Source organism: Chloroflexota bacterium, assembly GCA_026389585.1.
In the GTDB taxonomy this organism is placed as follows: Bacteria; Chloroflexota; Dehalococcoidia; order UBA2247; family RBG-13-53-26; genus JAPLHP01.
Genome location: JAPLHP010000080.1, coordinates 1 through 20,278, shown reverse-complemented (window position 1 = coordinate 20,278; position 20,278 = coordinate 1). Strand labels below are relative to the sequence as shown.

The following is a 20,278-nucleotide window of genomic DNA, read 5'->3' as shown; positions in this document are numbered from 1 at the left end:
CAAGGACGCTGGGGATGGACATGTGATAAGGTAAATCATAAGAGAGGGGATAACGTAATGAAGAAAGTCTTGTTGCCGATAGCCCTGCTGGTTCTATTACTATTTGCATTTGTTTTAGTAGGCCCGAAGACCATGCCGGTAGCCGCTGCCATAGCACTGCGGGGCCCCGCGACGACGGCGACCACCACCGGCACAAGCCTGACTATTGCTAAACCCACCGGCGTTGTGGCGGGTGATGTTCTGCTCGTGAATATTGCCCAAGTTGGTAATGACACAACTAACCCCACCTTAAGCGGGTGGACAGTAGTGGCTGGCGCAGATCTTGGTGGTACTATCACCCATCGCCGTGGCGCTGTCTTGTATAAAGTGGCTGGCGCATCAGAACCAACAAGTTACATATTTGCCCTCGGTACCGGCACAGACGGTGCAGTCGGCTCGATTGTTGCATTTTCAGGAGTTGATACATCAGGGGCGACTCCTTTTGATGTTGCTCCCGGGACTATTTTAGTATCAGGAAGCAGTACCACTGCTGTGGCAGCGACCACTATTACTACAGCCTCTGCCAATGCGGTAGTGATTATGTTCGGGATGGCGGACAAGGGTGACCCTACCTATTCCGGGTGGACGACAACATCACCTGGTGCACTGACCGAACTCTACGATAACCAGCTGACCACTACCGCATCTGTCGGCGCGGCCTGGGCTACGAAAGGAACTGCCGGCGGTACGGGTGCTGGAGCGGCAACGCTCTCATCCTCAGAACGAAACGGCGGGATTTTGATCGCACTTAAACCTGGTGACACGACAGTTCCCACCCTGACGGCGGTCCACATAGCCTCGAACAATGCCACCCCGAGTCTGGCCAAGGTGGGTGACAACGTCACCCTGACCTTTACGTCCAGCCAGAGCCTCCAGACGCCGACGGTGACTATAGCGGGCCATGCCGCTGCAGTCAGTGGCTCAGGCACGAGTTGGAGTGCCACCTACATGATGGCCTCAGGTGATAGTGAGGGCGTGGTGGCCTTTAGCATAGCCTTCAAGGAGCACGAGTTGGAGTGCCACCTACATGATGGCCTCAGGTGATAGTGAGGGCGTGGTGGCCTTTAGCATAGCCTTCAAGGACCTGGCGGGCAATGTCGGGACGGCTGTGACAGCCACCACCGATGCGAGCAGCGTCACCTTCGTTCCTACCTTCACCATCACCACCAGCGCCGGTGCCCACGGCTCGATAACGCCTCCTGACCCAGCGGTGGACTACAATAGCGACCAGGCCTTCGACATCACCCCGGACGCTGGCTACCATGTTGCCAGTGTTCTGGTGGATACTGTCCCTCAGGGAGCCATAACCAGCTACACCTTCCACAATGTCATAGCTACTCACAGCATATCAGCTACCTTCTCGCTGATCACCTACCAGGTCGACGTGAGCTCCAGCCCGATGCTGGGAGGCTCGGTGTCGCCGGGCAGTGGGCCGTACGTGGGCTCGACCCAGTTCACCGCCAACCACAACCCGGGCTATCAGTTCGTCGCCTGGACCATCAACGGGGTCATGGGCAACACTACCAACCCGCTCACCCTGGACATAGAGTCTTCCACCACGCTGGTGGCCAACTTCTCGCTCTTGGTGGGTGAGGCTCCCAACCAGCCGAGCAACGTTTCGCCACCTGACGGAGCTACGGTGGTCAGTCTTTCACCTACGCTGCAATCCTCTGCCTTCTCTGACCCTGACGCCGGTGATACTCATGCGGCCTCTCAGTGGCAGATCACCACAACGTCAGACAATTACGACACCCCTGTATTGGGGATGACAAGCAACACTGCGCTCATCAGTTTCACAGTCCCTTCATCGATTCTGGCCTATGATACTATGTACTATTGGCACGTCAGATACCAGGACAACAATGGTAACTGGTCGAGCTACTCCGACGAGACGTCATTCAGAACCTACTCTCTGTCACAGCCCAATACGCCGGCTGGCTTGAATGTTACGGTCGTGCTTGATGGCGTGACCATCACTTTCGCCAACGTCAGTGCGGCAGGAGATACAACAGTGACGCAAGAGGGAAGCCCATGTGGCAGCTTGCCTGCAGGCCTGGTTGGCCTCATTCCCATAGGTCCGTCGCTGCATATCACTACCACTGCAACCTACGCTGGCCCGGTAAGAGTCGCCATAAGATATGATGAATCCGGCATCCTAACTGAAGGCGACCTGAGACTCCTGCACTGCAATGGGACGAACTGGAAGGATGTCACAACCTCGGTGAACACCGTAAACAACATTATCTATGGGCAGGACTCAGTACTGTCTTGGTGGCAGCTTGGAGACCCGCAGGATGCGGGTGGCGGCGGTAGCGGTGGCGGTGTGCCAGTCTTCCCCAACATCTATGTTGGCATCGGTGCAGCATTGGGTGCATTCATCTTGGCCTATTTCATTAGTAGAAGGTTGGTGTCTGCCAGGGAGTGATAGGGGATTGAGGAAATGAGCTATTGGTATTTCTTCCTGGGACTGGTTTTTGTCATAGCCATATTCTTCATCTTCTTCGCCTCCAGCTATGTCATTGGCAAGTTTGTACAGAGAGAAAAGAAGCAGAGCTTTGCCAGGTTCTTGCTGCGTTGCGCGGTTTTCTTTGGACTCCTTTATGGCGGTGAACAAGCCCTTCAAATGCTGTTTCCTTCTGTCCATTTGCTGCTGCAAGACTCCGCTGCAAGTCTTGTAGTGTCCATACTGCACCTGGGACATGCGGATGCTTCAGTCAGAGGTACGTCAATTCTTTTGGGAAGCCAACCTCTGGCCTTTGAAATTACAGTGGCGTGCCTTGGGGGGGTGCTTCTCTGGGCCTATGTGGCTCTGGTGTTTGCTCAGCCTGGGGCAACTCCGAAACAGAGGCTCATGGGAATCTTAGTCGGTCTGGCCACCCTCATTGCCTTCAACATCTTCAGGATAACCCTGAGTGTCTACCTGCAAGAGAGGACAGGGGTTCGCGTCCATGACTATTTCTACTGGTTCAATATGCTCTTTGTCCTGCTCGTCTGGGCCGGATGGCTAAGGACTCTCAAGCCTAGAACTTCATTACCTGTAAGAACCCTGTCATAGCGGAGAGCCGTCTACAAGAAATCATAGGGTGGGCAAGAATGTCCACCCTATTGCTATCTGCCCAAAGACGTGCGGGCATAATACCCAAAGTTGAGCCAGAGGTGATCCGCAGTTGACCAGGAATTGACCACAACTTGACCTCGGGTTGATGTGGATATGCTGGCACTCAGGCAAGAACCGCCCTGGGAGGCTGATCTGGTTTTGAAATACCCCTGGGGCGATTCGAACGCCCGACAAACGGTTTAGGAAACCGCTGCTCTATCCTACTGAGCTACAGGGGCATATGGAGATAGGGGGATTCGAACCCCCGACCTCTGCGATGCGAACGCAGCGCTCTCCCAATTGAGCTATATCCCCTAAAGACGATCAGATTATGGAAAACTATGGTTCTCAGCAAGTCCGATTTTAAGGGCTATGCGCTTCCTGTGTCAAGGGAAACACATGTGTTGTCCGTGATATGCTATGCATAGCCTCAGTCACAGCTACCCTTTGCTACCAGCAGCCTTGATATGGTAATATTTCGCCCAGTGTCTTGTGTATGGTGGGTTACATAGCACAGATCCCCATCGTCATTGCCAGCGAGGAAAGATGAAAGCGTCTCGCAGATTGATACCGCTCAATTGCATGGACAGGACTGTCCTGGCTTTTCACGAGACAAACGAGCCTTTTGTCATTCACGCTTTCCTGGACCTCGAGGGCGAGATTGACCCGTCCAGATTGAACCAGGCTATCATGTCCGCCCAGATGGCCCACCCGGTAATGAGGACGATCCTGCGGGGCAAGTACCTCAGGATTGACCGCGAGGTGCAGGATGACCTGGGAAACAGCGTCCTCACCGTGCAGAGTCTGGCTCAGATACCGGATTCGGACTACGACAGGTATCTCTTTGAATGGATGAACAAGCCCCTGTATCTGAGGAAGGGATTTCCTTTCCGGGTGCTTCTGTTGAGGAAGAATGAGACTCAATCCACCCTGGTTTTCACCTTCCATCATTCCGCAGCGGATGGGCTCCGCGCCGTCTTCTTCATAAGGAAGATCATTGAGTACTACAACAATGAGGTTCCCGGCGATTATAAGCCGCCGGAGGATATCCGCCTGTCACATAAGAGGGATGCCCTGTTTGAATTCGCCCAGAGCCAGAGGGCCAGGGTAAAGAACTACTACTGGAAGATAATCTACGATGTCATCTACCGCCTGGTTCTGTCGGCTATTCCTTCCCCTTCGAGGGTCTACCATGATAAATCGGGGCGATCGAGAGATACCTTCTTCTGCAATACCACCATAGGCCCGGAGAAACTGAAGCAGATCGAAGCCAAAGCAACATCGGCCGGCGTCGAGGTGAATGACATACTTCTGGCGTCGTGTTATCGAATAGTGGATAAGTGGAATCGGATGCATGGAAAGGCCAGCAACAAGGTGCGGGTCATGGGCATTGTGAATATCAGCCCCAAGCAGTTTCGCCATGTCGTTTCAAACCAGATGTCCTGGGTCTCCCCGACCACCTGGCCTGCAGACAGGGCGGATCAGGCCAGGCTGCTGAAGAAGTTGAGATCACATACCATCTCTGCGACCATGAACAGGGTGGCCTTCTCGCTGATTTACTTCTTCTACGTCGTCATGAGTCTGCCACCGGTGATTCACCGGCAGATAGTCAGGCTCCTGGTTTACTCCCGGACATATGTTGATTCCATCTTCTACACCAATATGGGCATCATCTGGCCCAAGATGGGCTCCGAGGAACCGGCGGTTACCCACATAGGCAAGGCCAGGATAGTCAATTTGACTGGCGCACCGCCAGTGGTGACCCCGTGGACACTGGCCTTTGGTGTGAACACCTACAACAGGGCTCTGAATATCTCTTTGACCTACAGGCCATCCATGTTCTCCAGAGAAAAGGTGCAGGAATTTCTGAATCTCTATGTCGAAGAGGTGATGAACTACCAGGTTGGCTCGAAGGGGTCGTGACAGAATCAGCGGCGGCGGCTCTTCTCAGCTAGTACCTGGTGGCACAAGCCATCATAACAATCGAGATTCTTCGCTGCGCTCAGAATGACACGTCCGTAGCTGATAGCTCGTGGCATAGAGGGCAGCTCACGAATCAGAGAGATGGCCCACGCCTTTCGTAGCATGCCTATCCACTTTCTCGGCCACTTCCCCAAAGTAGGGACTCTGTCCGTTGCCCCTGGTTCCCCACCGCGGACAGTCCCTACAGGCTGGTGTCGCAAGTCAACATAACAATCGAGATTCTTCGCTGCGCTCAGAATGACACGATCGTAGCTCATAGCTGATGGCTGATGGCTCGTGGCAGAGATTGCTTCGCTTCGCTCGCAATGACGCAGTGGCCCATATCAGAATGACACCTAAGAGTGGTGGCTGTCGTCCTTCTGCGGAAGGACGACCCGACGCAGTGGGCGACATGCCCAGAATGATATTCATGCGGTATGTCACCCTGACGCTTTTGTGTGGTATGTCACCCTGAGCGAAGGCGAAGGGTCTCCCCCCACGAAGCAAATGACGGCTATTCCTGCAACTAAGCTAGGATAGCGGTGCCTTGAGGACTTCCCGGGTTATCCAATCAACTTCATTGTTGTCTTTGAGCACTGAAACGATATGGCCGTTGTAGTGCAACTGCTCTACCTCATGAAGACAGTCCTGGTAGTACAGAGAAATGTGGGTCTCGTCCGGCACCGAGCATACCTGGCATGACCTCATTCCGGCGAGGCCGGTGCCGGCAGCCTTGACCACCGCTTCCTTGGCGGTCCAGCAGCGGTACAGTGCCTCCCACGATTTGCCGCCGCAAAGTCTCCATTCCTCCTCACTGGCCACATAGTTGAAGATGGAACCGCTGCGGGGCTTTATCTCCTCAATGTCGATCCCGATCCGGCTATTGCTGATGACTGCGGCCACGTATTTCGGTTTGTGGGAAACGGACCAGTAGTAACCGCCGGATGGCAGGGGGACATCATCCTTGTCCTTGGCAAGCTTGCCAAGTATGACGCCGGCCTTATCGGCACTCAAGTTCAGTGCCTGTCTGGCGCATTGGCTGAGGAGGGCTACCTTCTGCCCGCCACTGAGTCCCTCCACGCCTTCGGTGGTCGGCAGAACTACAGGAAAGAGCGTCATGGGGACGCTACCCCGGCCTCAATGTCTTCTTGACGATATCTTTGTCGAAGGCGTTGACCGACATGCCACCGTCTACAATAATGCCCTGAGCATTGATGCCGCTGGATCGCTCGCTCAGGAGGAAGGCGACTGTGTTGGCTACCTCTTTGGTGTCCAGGGCTTTCTTGCGCAGCGCCAGGTGCTCCGCGAAGAGGTAGTAGTCAATGTAGCCCGGTATCCCTGCTGAGGCAGATGTTTTCAGGAGTCCGGGGTTTACCGAATTGAACCGCACCTGGGAGAAGACGCTGAAGGACTTGGCCAGAAAGCAGATGGTGGAATCCAGCGCTGCCTTCACCGGTGACATGAAGCCATAGGTCTCCACTGCCATTCTGGTTGTTGATATGGATATGGCAACCACGGAGGCCTTTTCGTCGAGCAGGTTCTTGAAGGTATTGGCAATGCTGATCAGAGAATAGCAGGAGATATCAACGGACTGGAGGAAGTCCTTTTTCCTTGTTTCATGGAATGGCTTTATGCCGCCTTCGTAGTTGGCGAAGGCGATGGAGTGAACAATCCCGTGAATCTTGGGATATTTCTTCGAAATGTCGTCAGCCAGTTTGGTGATTTCCCCTTCCCTTTCTACGTCACACGTGTAGATGATAGCCTCAGGAAGAAGCTTGGAGACGCTTTCTTTCCTCTCCGGAGAGCGGACGACATAGACGACCTCCGCCTTTGCCTCAGATAGAGCCTGGCCCACGAAATAGGCCACGCTCTTCTTGTTGGCTACCCCAAAAACAAGGATAGTTTTGTTCTCAAGTCCCAGGAAGTCCATGCGTTACCCCCTATTTATTATTGGCTAAGGTGACGGCGAATTCCACCGTGGCCGCAGTTCTTCCGTCTACTGAGGCCTTGCCCTTCAAGAAATAGGCACTGCTCACCTTCTCCACCACTTCGGCTTCCAGCTCCAGGGTGTCGCCGGGCTTGACCATGCTCTTAAATCTGGCATTATTGATCCGGACCAGGACCGGAACGCCATCATCGACCTGGCCGATGATTCTGGATAGCAGAATCGCGCCTGATTGGAAGATGGCCTCGCAGATAAGGACCCCAGGCATGATCGGGTTGCCCGGGTAATGGCCCTTGAAGTACTCCTCCTGCGGATTTACCTTTCTTGTGGCTTTGATTTTTGTATCGGTGATCTCTATGATCTTATCGACAAACAGGAACGGTGGGCGGTGGGGTATGGCCTTCAGAATCTCTTCCATTCTATAGCCCTCCAGTCACTTCCAGGACAGCACCGTTAACGTACGATGCTTCTCTGGAAGCCAGGAAAAGAACGCAGGCAGCTACCTCTTCAGTCTTGCCGAGCCTCTTCATCGGAATCTGGGATAGGTATGACTCCCGCAGTTTGTCCGAAAGGTCCTCAATAAATTCGGTGGCAATAAAGCCCGGAGAAACGCAATTGACCGTAATGCCTCTGGTGGCGACCTCTTTGGCCAGAGACCTGGTCAATCCTACTTGCCCGGCCTTGGAGGCGGCGTAGTTCGACTGGCCTTCCCATCCAAATCTCCCCATTGGAGAGGTGATGACGATAACCCGCCCGTATCGTTTTCGCATCAGGGACATGACGGCGAATTTGCACATGAAGAAGGTGCCGGTAAGGTTCACGTCCACTACGCTCCGCCAGTCTGTCTCCTTCATCATTCCGAGCACGGAATCCTTTCTGATGCCGGCGTTGCTTATCAGGACTTCAAAGCTCCCGTATTTGCTGTCCACATACTTGTAGAACTTCTCTACCTCCTCGTGTTTGGCTACATCAAATCTCTGCATATCGATCCTGTCGGCGAACTGGATATTGTCCTTCTGGAATTGCGCTGCTGTAGCCTCATTCGAGGAATACGTGCTGATAACCCGGGCACCTGCCTTCAAGAATGCCTCTGCAATGGACCTGCCGATCCCTCTGGTGCCGCCGGTGACGATGACAGTCTGTCCTTCAAAGTTAAACATCTCTTGCCTCCCAAAAGGGCCTGATCATGATCTCAGGTACTTGTCCACGTTGTTGGTTACAATCACACCGTAGTTGGCTGCCCCCAGCCATCCGGACATGATAATCCCTGTCGATCCGGTATGGAAGAGTCCCCGGATCTGGCCAGGCAGCCCCATGCTGATCTTCAACCCTTCAAATTTTGTGCCGAAAGAGGTGCCGTTGGGATGGAGGGTGTACCTCTCGAAGGTCTTCGGCGTGGCTGCCTCCAGGTAGTCGATCTTGTCCCGGACTCCGGGGACATACTTCCCCAGAGCATCGACCGTTGACTCGATCAACTCCTTTTTGGACGCGTGATATTCCTCAGGGGAAAGATGTGCCCAGTCCTCATAATTGGCATTTGTAGAGGCGACAATGGAATACATGTCATGGCCGGGCCTGGTCTGAGGGTAATAAAAGGAGTAGGTCCGGCTGGTGATATTCCTGCTGCATAGTTTCACCGAGTCGAATTTGTCTGCCACCGAGGTGAAGTAGAGGTCACCCGCATAATCAATGCCCTGGCCTTTCTTGATGCCCATGTAAACCTGACAACTGCTGTTATTGATGCGCACCTTGCTGCTTTCCTCGGCGAAGCTGCTGTCAAAATGCTCATCACCAACAAGCTTGTGAACAGTTGATTTCACGTTGGCATTGGAGACTACTGCCCTGGCTTTGATCGTCTTTCCGTTTGTTATAACCCCCGCTACCCTTCTATCCTCAATGATTATCTTCTCTGCCAGGCTGTTGGTGCGGATGTCAACACCGTTCTTTATGAGCTCGGCCTGCATCATGGAGATGATCTTGTCTGTCCCGCCCTGAAAGGTGTAAACACCTTTGCTCATGAAGTTGGAGAAAACAATGCCGTAGCTTATCGCCGGATCATCGAGGGTTGATCCGTTGGCATAGGTGATGGGCTCCATTAGCAAGCGTACCACATCATCCCGCCCCGGGAAGAACTTCTCGAAAAGCTCCCTTGTCGTCATCTGCTGATCATCGTAGAAATTCATCCCCCTGGCAGCGTTGAAGAATGCTTCTATAGACTCTCCGGGGACCTTGAATCGTTCCTGTAGAATTCGCGTGAAGTCCTCCCTGTCGAAAGTGGTGGTTAGAGAGAACTGTGGGTTATCAAATCGGATCTCCTTTAGTTGGACAATGGAGTCCGCGATCTCGCGGTTCCAGTATTTGCGGCAGGTTTTGATCATGCCGACGGGAAATCCGTGCAGAGAGATATCGAAGATGTGCCCGCCCTTTCTGTGGAACCATGTAGCCAGGCCGCCCAGCTTGTGGTGGTGCTCCAGGAGCAGTATGGAATACCCGTTCCTGGCCAGCATGTTGGCGGCTGTTAGACCGCCCAGGCCGCTGCCGATGACGATAACATCATATTGCGGTTTTGTGCCCTCTAACCAATCGCCAGCCATTGTCCCTTCTCTTTATACTTCGATTTTGGCTGCTAATTCCTCAGCAGGTGAAGATTTGCTATTGAGATGCCGCTGAGCATAGCTCCAACGATTCCCAGAAAGCCCTGGTCTGTGCCGCAGATGAAAAGGTTGTCCAGATGTGTCCTGCCGTTTCTAGCCTTCTGGGGTGAACCGTATACCGCTCCGTTCAGATGTCCTGTGAATTTGTAGATAGTCCTGGGAGTGAACACATCGGCAAACACAATCGAATCCCGAAAATCAGGGGTAATCTTCACTGCTGCTTCCAGGGCCGCCTTGAGGCAGGCCTCCTTCTGCGACCCGTATTCCTCTTCAGACAGGTTATTCCAGCGGTCAAAATTGGCCATGTTGGTGATCCTGATTATACCTTCCGGCAGTGGGGTATCAAACTGGAAATTGTTGGGGCAACAGATCACTCCGCTGGAAACATCAATCGGCCCTGCAGGTCTTTGGTAGTTAAATCGGTTCGAATTGTTGAAGAAGATGATGGTGGTATCCAGTCCCAGATCAACTGGCTGCTTATCCAGAACCAGAATGGACTCCATGAAGGAGAGTTGACCTGTCTCATGTTTGGGCTCACTGGGATCATGGTTGGATAATAGACTCATGGTTTCAACATAACCGGCTGAGGACAGCACCCTGCCCGCTGTCAGTACCTCACCGTTATCGAGCAGGAGCGATTCTACCTTACCCCCGGATACCTTGATGCGTTGTACTCCGCATCTCACCCTCAGTTCACCGCCACAGGCCTTGTATTTTCTCACCAGCAGATCCAGGATGTGGCGCACCCCGTCTCTCGGCCTGGCAAACCCTTCGCAGTAAATGCTTTTGAACATGATGACAAACTGTGCCAAGTCCATATCCCTTTCCAGCGCGTTGCCGTAGTACATAAGCGGACAGAGCAGCATATCTGTGAGCGCCGGATCGGAGATAATACTGCTCACGACCTGGCGGGCGGAAATCGGTTTTGCATCCAGCGCCAGTGCGTCATAATCGTGGATAGTCTTCAGCAACTTCTGGAAGTTGTCAGCCTGCGCCGGGAACCTCTCTCCTACTTCCTGAACAAAGAAGTTGAGATCATTGTTGAACCGCAGTGTTTTTTCGGGGAACCTGATGGCTGACATTTGTTGCTGACACAAATCAAGGTCCTCAAATTTCAGCCTGAGCTGCCGCAGCAGCTTGGGCAACGGCGCTGACTTTACGCCCTTGGGAACATAGTTGGTCATGGCATGAAGACCCACATCAAGCCTGTAACCGCCGCGGTCGTAGAACGAGTTTAACCCGCCGACACGGTAGTGTTTTTCAAGGATGCAGACCTTCTTGTCGAAGTAGGCCAGCCTGATACCTGCAGCGAGGCCGGACATTCCTGCACCGATAATCAAAACGTCATAATCCACGGTTGATACAATGTGATCGGTGCCGCTATTTCACCGATACAATGATGTGCCCGGGCTTTGGCAGTTCAAGAGATAAGGCTCAAGTCCTCTATGCTTGTTTGGCTACAGATGTGCCATAAGCGGTGCGAGGTAAGCTACTGCACCATCTAACGTAGCTAGTTGAACATAATCATCTTCTGGAACTTCAATGCCGTAGCGTTTTCGCAGTTCCATGATTATATCCAGGAAGTCCATGGAATCCATCTCTACCTGGTCACGAATGCGAACATCGCCTTTCAGATTGCTTAGATCTTCATCCGGCACTATCTGGGTGATCACATCCAGAACGACGGCCCTGATCTGATCCTTAGTCATGTGTCCTCCCATCTAGAACAGCTATTCGGCCGTGTGTCATGCGCCGAATCTCTTGACAATAACAACCGAGTTGATACCCAGCATACCGAAGGAATTATTCATGATGTAATCGACCTTGTCAACCTTTATGGGTTTGTTAATCACGAGGTTCTGAATGGCACATTGAGGGTCCAGGTTGTCTATGTTTATGGTGGAGTGAACCATGTGATCGTTGAAAGAGGGCAGATTCCCCGCCAGTTCCAGGGCACCGGCGGCACCCATAGTGTGGCCAATAAAGCTCTTGGTGTTATTCGCATAGGTATGTGAGGCGTTGCTGAAGACACTCCTGAGTGCCTGGCATTCCTGTAGATCGCCCTGTTGCGTCCCTGTGGCGTGAGTGCTGATGATGTCGATATCACCGGCAGACAACCCGGCCTTCTTTAATGCCAGGTTCATACACTCGGCCTGTCTCGGCGCATGTGGAAGAATGAAATCGAAAGCATCCGAGTTTATGGCATAACCAACGATCTCGCCGTAGATTCTGGCCGATCTCTTCAGGGCATCGCTCAGTCTCTCCAGAACGCAGACACAACCGCCCTCCGAGACAACGATCCCGTTTCTGTCCCTGTCAAAGGGGCGGCAGGCTTTGTGAGGATCAGGATGAGAGGCCAGCGCCCCCTCATTCTTGAAGCTGGCAAATACACCGAAGGTATGAATGCTCTCCGAGACTCCGCCCGCCAGGGCCAGGTCTACCTCATCGAGCAGCAGCATCTGCAGGCCGTGTATGAGGCCTATGTTGCCAGCAGCACAGGCGGCCCCCAATGTGTAGTGTGGTCCGGTAATCCCCATGTTCAAGGTAATTTCGCCGGCTGGATTGTTAGCCACTGTCCTTGGATTGTGATGATGTGACCAGTATTTGACGTCATAGTTATATTGTTTGAGGGCGTATATCTCGTTCTCGGTCTCCACGTTGCCATGCTCGGTAATCCCAAGGTATACGCCGATTCTGGATTTATCGAGTTGAGTGAAGTCCAGTCCTGAATCAGCGATGGCCTCCTGGGCACAGTAGATGGCAATTGATCCCGCGCGTGTTCCGCGGCGGAGTTCCTTCTTCTTTTGATGCTTTAGCGGGTCGAAGTGACATACGCCTGCCAGCACCTCACCCATGTAATGGGTTTCGATTTTCCCTACGCCAGCTTTGCCTGCGAGCAGATTCTCTCTGAATTCCGCCAGGGTATTCCCGTTTGGTGCCGTGAGGCCAATCCCGGTTATTACGATGCGGCGTTCATCTATCATTCGTTCGAGTCTGAAGAATCCTCGTTCTTGCTGCAGATACCAGGTCGGACACTTAGTGCCAAACCAGGCACTCTTTGACATTATACACTATGACGTTCTATCATCAAAGACCGATTCAAGGCGGGCTGAAAGATGGAATATAGCTGGGCAGAGCAATTCATCAAGACCTTTGTACCTCTCTTCATAGTCATCGATGCTTTTGGTAACTTGCCATTCGTCATCAGCATGAGCGAGGGGATGGCCAGGAGTGAGAGAAACAGGATGGTTCTGGTTGCTGTCTTTACAGCAGCTATTGTGGGGCTGGCCTTTCTATTCTTGGGCAGGTTCGTTTTGAACCTGATGGGTATTCCTGTAGGCTCCTTTGCTATTGGAGGCGGCCTCATTCTACTAGTCCTTTCCATCCGCTTTATATTAACAGGCCAGGTCGTGGAGGCTATCAAAGAGGAAATGGTGGCTGTGGTTCCTATTGGCACTCCTCTGACAGTGGGTCCAGCCACGATAACCGCGCTATTGCTCCTGGCGACTCAGTTTCCACTGTATATGGTACTGCTCTCTTTCGCTCTGAATATTCTTGTAGCCTGGATTGTCTTTATGCTGAGTAACTGGTTTGCCAGCTTTCTGGGACAGGGTGGCATCAAGGCAGTATCCAAGGTGTTCAGCCTCTTGCTGGCAGCTATCGCCGTAAGCATGATCATCGATGGTCTGAGACGGGTTGGTATACTAGCTGCCGGGATCTAGCCTCCTTAGACAGTGGGGATGCAATTGAGACTTAACATAAAGTTCTTTTGATTGAGATTGATTGTTATGCCACCAGAATCTTCTGCTGCAGGCGCAAATTCTACTCCAGAGTTTCCAGCAGGTCTGGACTGGTTGAATACTGACGGGCCTATCACACTGGCACAGCTCAGGGGTAAGGTGGTCATCCTGGATTTCTGGACATATGGTTGCATCAACTGCATGCATGTCATTCCAGACTTGAAGCGTTTGGAAAAGGAATATCCCAATGAGTTAGTGGTGATAGGCGTTCACTCTGCCAAGTTTGCGAACGAAAGTGTTACAGAGAATATCCGCCGGATCATTCTGCGGTACGGGCTGGAGCATCCCGTTGTTAATGACCGTGATTTCAAAGTGTGGCGCGCCTGGGGTGTGCAGGCCTGGCCTACCCTCTTCATAATTGATCCGGCAGGTAAGGTGGTCAGTAGATACAGTGGTGAGGGTGTTTATCATGTCTTCAAACCAATCGTTCAATCACTGACGAAAGATTCTGGGAACAGAGGCGTTCCAATCGTTCAATCTCTGCAGCAAGAATCCGTGCCTGAAAATGCCCTTTCGTTTCCCGGAAAAATTCTGGCTGACGAAGCAGGCGCCCGTCTCTTTATTGCTGATACCAATCACCACCGCATTGTAGTGGCTGATATCGCCAGTGGTGAAGTGCTGAACGCTATTGGCAATGGACACGCTGGCTTTGGGGATGGCGACTTCCGGGAAGTCACCCTTGATCACCCCCAGGGGATGGTGCTGTCAGGGGATGGTCAAGCACTTTATGTAGCTGACACCGGGAATCACGCCGTGCGTGTTGCTAATCTTCTAACAGAAGAAGTCAGTACGCTGGTTGGTCTTGGCTTTCAGGCAGACTGGTATCCGCGAGAGGGTAGTGTGGCACCTGATGTGGCTCTCAACTCTCCATGGGACCTGGAGTTGGCTGGCGATCAGCTTTACATTGCCATGGCGGGGGCGCACCAGATTTGGGCCATGGATTTGTCCAGCAAGATGATCAGCCCCTTGGCGGGTAGTGGCCGTGAAGGGACTAGAGACGGGCCGCTGGCTGATGCAGAGCTCGCTCAGCCAAGCGGACTGACACTGGACGGTAAAGGACGCCTCTACTTTGCTGACTCTGAGGGAAGTTCCATACGCTGGGCAGATATCAGCCGCAGCAACGGCCGGGTTGGCACGCTGGTGGGCAGTGGAGCGAGTCTATTTGATTTTGGTGACATAGACGGCGTTGGCCGCGATGCCCGTCTGCAGCATCCTCTCGGGATCGTTTATTATGAGAACATGCTCTATGTGGCTGACACCTACAACAGCAAAATCAAGCGTGTTGATCCAGAGACAAAAGAGGTGAGGACATTTCTGGGCGATAGCCACGGGTGGCGTGACGGGAATGCTCCTCTATTCTACGAGCCGGGCGGTATTGATGCAGCCGGTGGCAAGCTCTATGTGGCTGATACCAATAACCACGTCATTCGTGTGATTGACCTGGAGACGGAGGAAACCAGCACAATGGTGCTGAAAGGGCTTGAACGCTTCATATTGCCAAAGCCTTAGTCTACTAATATCCTCTTCTTGTTTGCACTCCTTTGAGGTGCTTTGAGCGCATATCCGGGAAGGTGCTAGAATCTGGACCAGGTAACAATGGCAACATGGCAGCATGTGCATTGTGGGACTGATATTTCACCCAACATAATTGATGGCTCTTTGGAGTATGAGGCATAGCAAATGACTGACACCCTGAGAGGAGCTTGAATTTAGAATGGGTCTTAATTCGCACGATACCCAATGCTTCCTTGAAGAAATCCAGGAAATGAATTTGCTGGATTTGGTTGGTGTGGCGGATATCCGGGGGGCAAGGGAGGCATTTCATGGGCTGTCGAAGGATGCCACAGATGCATTTCCTCTGGCCATAGTAGGGGCTGTACGGGTCTCCAAGGCGGTGCTAAGTACCCTGGAAGATGGCCCGAATCTCTTGTATTACCATCATTATCGGCAGCTCAACTCTCAATTGGACCGGGCAGCCCTAAGAATTGCTCAGGAGATCGAAAGAAGAGGCTATGCTGCCTTGCCCATTGCTGCCTCACAGGTCGTTGATTGGGAGAAGATGACTGGCCATTTGTCTCATAAGGAAGTGGCCCATCTGGCTGGCTTGGGATGGCATGGCAGAAACAATCTCTTGGTCACCCAAAAATTGGGCTCTCAGGTTCGTTTAACTACGATCCTTACTGACTTTCCACTTGAGACTGGGCATCCGGTGCGAACGGATTGCGGCTCCTGTTACCGCTGTCTGTCTGCCTGCCCGGCGAAAGCAATAAAGGAGGAGCCAAGTGAATTCGACTCCTTGGCCTGTTACCAGAAGCTGAAGGAATTCAGCAAGACCAGGCGCATTGGACAATACATTTGTGGGCTTTGCGTGAAAGCCTGCAGTGGATCAAAGGGTACTGTAGAACTGCAACAATAGGAGACTCATGGGTAAGACCAGGGAGCCCCAGCCGGTTAAAGCTTTTGTTGGCCTTCTGATATCCCGGCTATCCCTTTTGCCGCGGGTAAGCGATTTGCTTCAAGAGAAGTTGGGGCCCATTGATATCCAGAGTCAGGTATGGGATTTCAATTATACGAATTACTACGAGGCAGAGATGGGGCCTGAACTAAAAAGGCTTTTCCTGGCGTTTGGCGCTCTGGTGACTCCTGAGAGACTTATAGAGATAAAGCTGTTCACTAATAACCTGGAGGGAGTCCTGGCTGAAGGCGGAAGACGTCTGGTGAATCTTGACCCGGGCTATATCACGGCCGCCAAGGTGGTTTTGGCCACTACAAAAGACTACTCACATCGTCTCTATTTGGGCAGTGGTATATACGGGGAAGTCACCCTGATCTTTCATGGGGAGCAATATCAGACACTCCCATGGACCTATCCTGACTACCGTAGCAAGACTTACAGTGAATTCTTCAGGCAACTGCGAACGAAATACATGGCGCAAATGGCAACATTCAAAGACTAATGCCTGGAGAAGGCTGTTGGTCTTTGCTGATTCTCTTCTGTGAAGTCTCAATTTTGAGTTGCATTACTCTTGACATTTGCCCTTTCATGTGCATATCATTCCCACAGTGTACCTAACAAGCACAAAAATGCTGGTGGGACACGAGAGAAGATTTTGAAGGAGGAGGAATAGCAATGCCACAGGCTTACTGCGTAAAGTGCCGCAAGAAGGTAGAGATCAAGGGTGCAAAGCAGGTCACTTTGAAGAACAAGCGCCCAGCGACAAGTGGCACGTGCCCGAGCTGCGGGACCAAGGTTTTCAGGATCGGGAAGGGCTAAGGCCTGTCCTGATACGTTTAGTTCTGTAAATAATCTGAAAAGACTTCCCACTGAGTTCAATTGTGGACTGGTGGGGAAGTGGGGCATTTGTTGTGGTCACTGAAGGCGGATGTCTTTGTCTCCTTCAGTGACCATCAATTTTTGGTGCTGGTATTAAGATAACCTCACCCTGGCCGGTGAAGTTGCCCGGTTTATCGGCGTCAAAACCCAGGGGTGATTATCGTAATCTTGCCAGCGATAATATCAGCGAAATCCCTGTCGCCTTCTGTATGAGCTCACCCAAATAGAGGTAACTGCCTGTGCCCCTTGATGCCATAATATGCGATTGGAATGGAACAATAATCGAGTACCGGGATGAGAAGGCCGTACTGGAGAGTATAGCCACAGACTTGTTCAAGGCCTCTATTCCCCTTCACCCTCTCAGGATAGCCCGTATCCTCAAAGCTAGGATGGAGTTGGAGTCACTATACAGAGAGAGTCATCGTGAAGCTGGCTTTGATTTTGTGAAGGAGATGTTCAGGGTCTTCAATGAGAAGATAATAAATGGCATGCCGGTTTCCTTCATACGCCATTCGGTGGACAGGTATGCCGGCAAGCCACAGACTCAGGCCAGACTCGACCATAGAATCCTGCAACCGATCAAGGAGGCTCACCAGGCAGGAAAGACCACTGGTATCTTTTCTGCTGGCTACAGATATGGCATCGAAAGGATTTTGACATTCTCCGGCTACCGTGAGTGTTTTGATTTCTGTGAAGCCGATGACCCTAAGGAAGAAAATAATACAGTTGTTGAATTCAGGTTGAACATTTACGGGAACAAGCCCAGGCTGCTGCAGGAGTTGCTCAGGAATAGGCATTTGGATGCACGCAGGGTAGCCTATCTTGGTGATAGCGCAGATGATGAGGGGTGTTTTGAGATTGTAGGGTATCCCGTAGTGCCGTTTCTTGCCTCAGAGGGGCTGAAACAAGAATTTGCCCAAAAATACAAAGCCTTCGTCCCTAAGGATGAGAAGGCTTTGTCTGATTACTTCAAGCGTGTCTGACCTGTTTTGGACTGCAACCGGCACGTTCTGTCAGGTGATCAGGGCAGGTCTACCACCTTGATCTCACTCAAATCTCCCAGGCTATTCAGTTTTACTTCGGCGTCCGAGATGGTATAGAGGATGTTGCCTATATAGAGGGATCTTTCGATAGAGCAAGGGGAGGAATAGTAATACCAACTCTGCACCGGATTGGCGTCACCGCAGTGGGTGATCGTGCCTTTAAGCTCCAGGCCTTTCTCCAAGGAGATGTTGAAGACGTAAGCGCCCTGACAGACGTAGTCTCCGTAAGCATAAGGCGGAACGCCGTAGGGATACTTTGCTGCGTCTATCTCAGTCACCGACACAGGTATCACCAGCAGGTTCTTCGATCTGTCAAACAGGAAGGCTTTGTGGTCTTGCAAGACCGGTGAATCTGTGCCCCTGTCGCCGATTTCATACTGGCCTACTACCTTCGGATTCTGAACATCGCTGACATCAAAAAGCGATATCTTGACACCCTGGTACCAGGCGAAGTCTCCTTCTTCTGCAGCTATGGCCTCCTTGCCTATTCCTATTACATGGTTCTCATCGTAAGGATGAAGGTAGTCGGAGTAACCGGTTATCTTCAACTCGCCGAGCACTTTAGGGTCAAAGGGGTCTTTCAGATCGATGACAAACAGGGGGTCAATCTTCTGGAAAGTTACCAGATAGCATCTATTGCCGATGAACCTGGCTGAATAAATCTGCTCGCCCTGAGCCAGATCCTCCAGTTGTCCGATGATATCCAGTTGCTGATCCAGAACGTACACTTGATTTGCTTCTGCTGTTTCGCCACCCCAGGCGTGTCCCGTGGTCGTGGCCACTCTGAAGTATCCTTGGTACTCGTCCATGGAGAACTGATTCAATACCCAACCGGGTATCTCGCCGCTGGCCTCGTAATTGATCTTGCCGTCATCCATATGAATCCTGTGGATGGCAGTCTTTTCCAGGCTATTGACATATGGACTCTGATCAGAAGTGAAATTGCTGATTCCCGACCCCTGACTCGGAAAGGTAATGTAAATGTTGTTCAAGGATACATAGAGGTTGCTGGCGCCTCCGAGCAAGAGCGTCTGGTATGCAGGCTCCTGGCTATCCTCCTTTATGTTCAGTGCCATGATAGTAGTGAACATGTGGGAGTAATCTGGAGCGTCGGAATGCCATATTTCTGAAGCGGGTATTTCGACAATCCCTTGGGGTGAGTAAATCCTGGGGAGGTTGACTTCATCGTCGCTGCTATTGATCGATCCGGTAGCGATCACATAGATGTAGTCGCCTATCATTCTTGAGCCCCAATAGAGACCATCGACAGCAACGTCCCTCTTCAAGACAGGACTTTCTCTATCAGAGACGTCGTAGACTTTGATGGAGGTCTTTTCATAGTAGGAGTAATCTGGTTTATCAAGGTAATCCAATGCTTCCTCTTCGAACACAGCCAGCCTGTCACCGTTTATGAATATTCCCTTAATGCTTCCCTTCAGTTCTGTTTCAGAGAGAATACGGGCGTCTTCAGAGGGATAGGCCTTCACGATGATAAGACTGTTGTCAGTAATCAGGTAGATGTATTCTCCGTCGGTTTTTATGATGTCCGCTTCATCAACCCCCTCAACCTGGATGTTTGTCTGGGAATAATCTGGGACGCTATCTAGAGAGGTTGCCTTTTCGGAGCCCCATTGGGTAATACCTAGTAAACCACGCCCTTCATCATTGTAGTAATAGGGATAGGACGGCGTGGTCTTTACAAAATCCCTCAACTCATCATAGAAGGAAAATTGTTGCAGCTTTCCCTCGACTTGGCTTTTCCCTGATTGGGTCAGGCCAACTGCCAGAGCTATTACCATAGCAGCGAACAAGCCTATGGAAAGGAGTTTCCTGAAGCTATTCCACCTCATTTTTGTTGACCTCCGTTGATCTTGCTGATTAACCCTTTTGTTTATAATGACGAAATTGGGGTGGGAAAAGTTCCATCCTGCTTTCTGAATGCACTGGAAAGGTTTGACAACAGGTGATAGAATCTGCTGAGTTGTGACGGTATGGAATGCCCCGAAGCAGTCTTATGCCTTTATTAAGCCAAAGAGGGAGGTAAAGCCATGGAAATTCCTGACTTTGATACGCAGATTAGCGACCTGGAGACTGAGATTGAAAGCGCCAAAGTGAAGATGGAGGATGTTTGCAGAGGGTTTCTTGTTGCCACGGATAAATTTGCAGTCAAATGGTTTGAAGAACGAGCAGAACGTGCTGTGGTAAGCAATCCTGAGGTTGTCAAAAGGCTCGATGCCGAACGCCTCCGCAAATTGAAGGCTGCTCTGTCAAGACTCTTTAGAAATGACCTCTTTCTTGACTCATTAGAAATGTCCCATATTGGTTCCTGCTAACTATAGTTCCAGGCAGCCTTGCGTTTGAGAGACCTCAAGCTCATATGCCTCCAAGGGTGATCCGGGGAAGG

General features: G+C 51.7%; 21 protein-coding genes and 2 tRNA genes. 11 read left to right on the top strand and 12 right to left on the bottom strand.

Annotated features, from left to right (window positions below):
* From NTZ04_07260 to NTZ04_07250, 3 genes are all read left to right on the top strand, one after another.
* Positions 1-1,083: hypothetical protein (locus tag NTZ04_07260; protein MCX5992104.1), on the top strand; the 1,083-nt coding region annotated here is incomplete at its 5' end.
* Positions 1,067-2,464: a hypothetical protein gene (locus tag NTZ04_07255; protein MCX5992103.1), complete on the top strand. Its 1,398-nt coding sequence runs from the start codon at positions 1,067-1,069 to the stop codon at positions 2,462-2,464. The genes NTZ04_07260 and NTZ04_07255, both read left to right, overlap by 17 nt.
* Before the next feature lie 15 nt (positions 2,465-2,479).
* On the top strand, positions 2,480-3,094 hold the full coding sequence (locus NTZ04_07250) for an exosortase/archaeosortase family protein (protein MCX5992102.1): 615 nt from the start codon (positions 2,480-2,482) through the stop codon (positions 3,092-3,094).
* 207 nt (positions 3,095-3,301) lie between these two features.
* Here NTZ04_07250 and NTZ04_07245 read toward each other — a convergent pair.
* Positions 3,302-3,375 (bottom strand) — tRNA-Arg (locus NTZ04_07245).
* 3 nt (positions 3,376-3,378) lie between these two features.
* Positions 3,379-3,451, bottom strand: a tRNA-Ala gene (locus tag NTZ04_07240).
* A gap of 231 nt (positions 3,452-3,682) precedes the next feature.
* Between NTZ04_07240 and NTZ04_07235 the strand changes: the two genes are divergently transcribed.
* Entirely contained in the window at positions 3,683-5,059 is a 1,377-nt protein-coding gene (locus NTZ04_07235) for a condensation domain-containing protein (protein MCX5992101.1), read from the top strand.
* 5 nt (positions 5,060-5,064) lie between these two features.
* Here the strand turns inward: NTZ04_07235 and NTZ04_07230 are convergent, their stop codons facing one another.
* The 9 genes from NTZ04_07230 to NTZ04_07190 all read right to left on the bottom strand — a co-directional run bounded on the left by NTZ04_07230 (position 5,065) and on the right by NTZ04_07190 (position 12,681).
* Positions 5,065-5,376, bottom strand: a complete 312-nt coding sequence (locus NTZ04_07230; protein MCX5992100.1) for a hypothetical protein — start codon at positions 5,374-5,376, stop codon at positions 5,065-5,067.
* Positions 5,377-5,629: 253 nt separating this feature from the next.
* Positions 5,630-6,217: a 4'-phosphopantetheinyl transferase superfamily protein gene (locus NTZ04_07225; protein ID MCX5992099.1), complete on the bottom strand. Its 588-nt coding sequence runs from the start codon at positions 6,215-6,217 to the stop codon at positions 5,630-5,632.
* A 7-nt stretch (positions 6,218-6,224) separates the two neighbouring features.
* On the bottom strand, positions 6,225-7,028 hold the full coding sequence (locus NTZ04_07220) for an SDR family oxidoreductase (protein MCX5992098.1): 804 nt from the start codon (positions 7,026-7,028) through the stop codon (positions 6,225-6,227).
* A gap of 10 nt (positions 7,029-7,038) precedes the next feature.
* A complete protein-coding gene (gene fabZ, locus NTZ04_07215) occupies positions 7,039-7,461 on the bottom strand; it encodes a 3-hydroxyacyl-ACP dehydratase FabZ (GenBank protein MCX5992097.1) in 423 nt (140 codons plus the stop codon).
* 1 nt (position 7,462) lies between these two features.
* Positions 7,463-8,203, bottom strand: a complete 741-nt coding sequence (gene fabG / locus NTZ04_07210; GenBank protein ID MCX5992096.1) for a 3-oxoacyl-ACP reductase FabG — start codon at positions 8,201-8,203, stop codon at positions 7,463-7,465.
* A gap of 24 nt (positions 8,204-8,227) precedes the next feature.
* Positions 8,228-9,637, bottom strand: a complete 1,410-nt coding sequence (locus tag NTZ04_07205; GenBank protein MCX5992095.1) for an NAD(P)/FAD-dependent oxidoreductase — start codon at positions 9,635-9,637, stop codon at positions 8,228-8,230.
* Between the two features lie 32 nt (positions 9,638-9,669).
* Entirely contained in the window at positions 9,670-11,052 is a 1,383-nt protein-coding gene (locus NTZ04_07200; GenBank protein MCX5992094.1) for an NAD(P)/FAD-dependent oxidoreductase, read from the bottom strand.
* Positions 11,053-11,154: 102 nt separating this feature from the next.
* On the bottom strand, positions 11,155-11,406 hold the full coding sequence (locus NTZ04_07195) for an acyl carrier protein (GenBank protein ID MCX5992093.1): 252 nt from the start codon (positions 11,404-11,406) through the stop codon (positions 11,155-11,157).
* Between the two features lie 36 nt (positions 11,407-11,442).
* Complete coding sequence (locus NTZ04_07190) at positions 11,443-12,681, bottom strand: beta-ketoacyl-[acyl-carrier-protein] synthase family protein (GenBank protein MCX5992092.1); 1,239 nt, start codon at positions 12,679-12,681, stop codon at positions 11,443-11,445.
* A gap of 132 nt (positions 12,682-12,813) precedes the next feature.
* Here NTZ04_07190 and NTZ04_07185 point away from each other — a divergent pair, with 132 nt between their 5' ends.
* The 6 genes from NTZ04_07185 to NTZ04_07160 all read left to right on the top strand — a co-directional run bounded on the left by NTZ04_07185 (position 12,814) and on the right by NTZ04_07160 (position 17,814).
* The gene (locus NTZ04_07185; GenBank protein ID MCX5992091.1) at positions 12,814-13,419 is read left to right on the top strand and encodes a MarC family protein; all 606 of its coding nucleotides are present in this window, start codon (positions 12,814-12,816) and stop codon (positions 13,417-13,419) included.
* A 66-nt stretch (positions 13,420-13,485) separates the two neighbouring features.
* The gene (locus NTZ04_07180) at positions 13,486-15,006 is read left to right on the top strand and encodes a thioredoxin-like domain-containing protein (protein ID MCX5992090.1); all 1,521 of its coding nucleotides are present in this window, start codon (positions 13,486-13,488) and stop codon (positions 15,004-15,006) included.
* A gap of 205 nt (positions 15,007-15,211) precedes the next feature.
* The gene (locus NTZ04_07175) at positions 15,212-15,913 is read left to right on the top strand and encodes a hypothetical protein (GenBank protein MCX5992089.1); all 702 of its coding nucleotides are present in this window, start codon (positions 15,212-15,214) and stop codon (positions 15,911-15,913) included.
* A gap of 7 nt (positions 15,914-15,920) precedes the next feature.
* Entirely contained in the window at positions 15,921-16,454 is a 534-nt protein-coding gene (locus NTZ04_07170; GenBank protein MCX5992088.1) for a DUF4416 family protein, read from the top strand.
* A 173-nt stretch (positions 16,455-16,627) separates the two neighbouring features.
* Positions 16,628-16,771, top strand: coding sequence for a DUF5679 domain-containing protein (locus NTZ04_07165; GenBank protein ID MCX5992087.1), 144 nt, complete (start codon positions 16,628-16,630; stop codon positions 16,769-16,771).
* Positions 16,772-17,070: 299 nt separating this feature from the next.
* Positions 17,071-17,814: an HAD family hydrolase gene (locus NTZ04_07160; protein ID MCX5992086.1), complete on the top strand. Its 744-nt coding sequence runs from the start codon at positions 17,071-17,073 to the stop codon at positions 17,812-17,814.
* Positions 17,815-17,852: 38 nt separating this feature from the next.
* Here the strand turns inward: NTZ04_07160 and NTZ04_07155 are convergent, their stop codons facing one another.
* Complete coding sequence (locus NTZ04_07155; protein ID MCX5992085.1) at positions 17,853-19,724, bottom strand: beta-propeller domain-containing protein; 1,872 nt, start codon at positions 19,722-19,724, stop codon at positions 17,853-17,855.
* Between the two features lie 198 nt (positions 19,725-19,922).
* Between NTZ04_07155 and NTZ04_07150 the strand changes: the two genes are divergently transcribed.
* On the top strand, positions 19,923-20,207 hold the full coding sequence (locus NTZ04_07150; protein ID MCX5992084.1) for a hypothetical protein: 285 nt from the start codon (positions 19,923-19,925) through the stop codon (positions 20,205-20,207).
* The last annotated feature ends 71 nt before the right edge of the window (positions 20,208-20,278 follow it).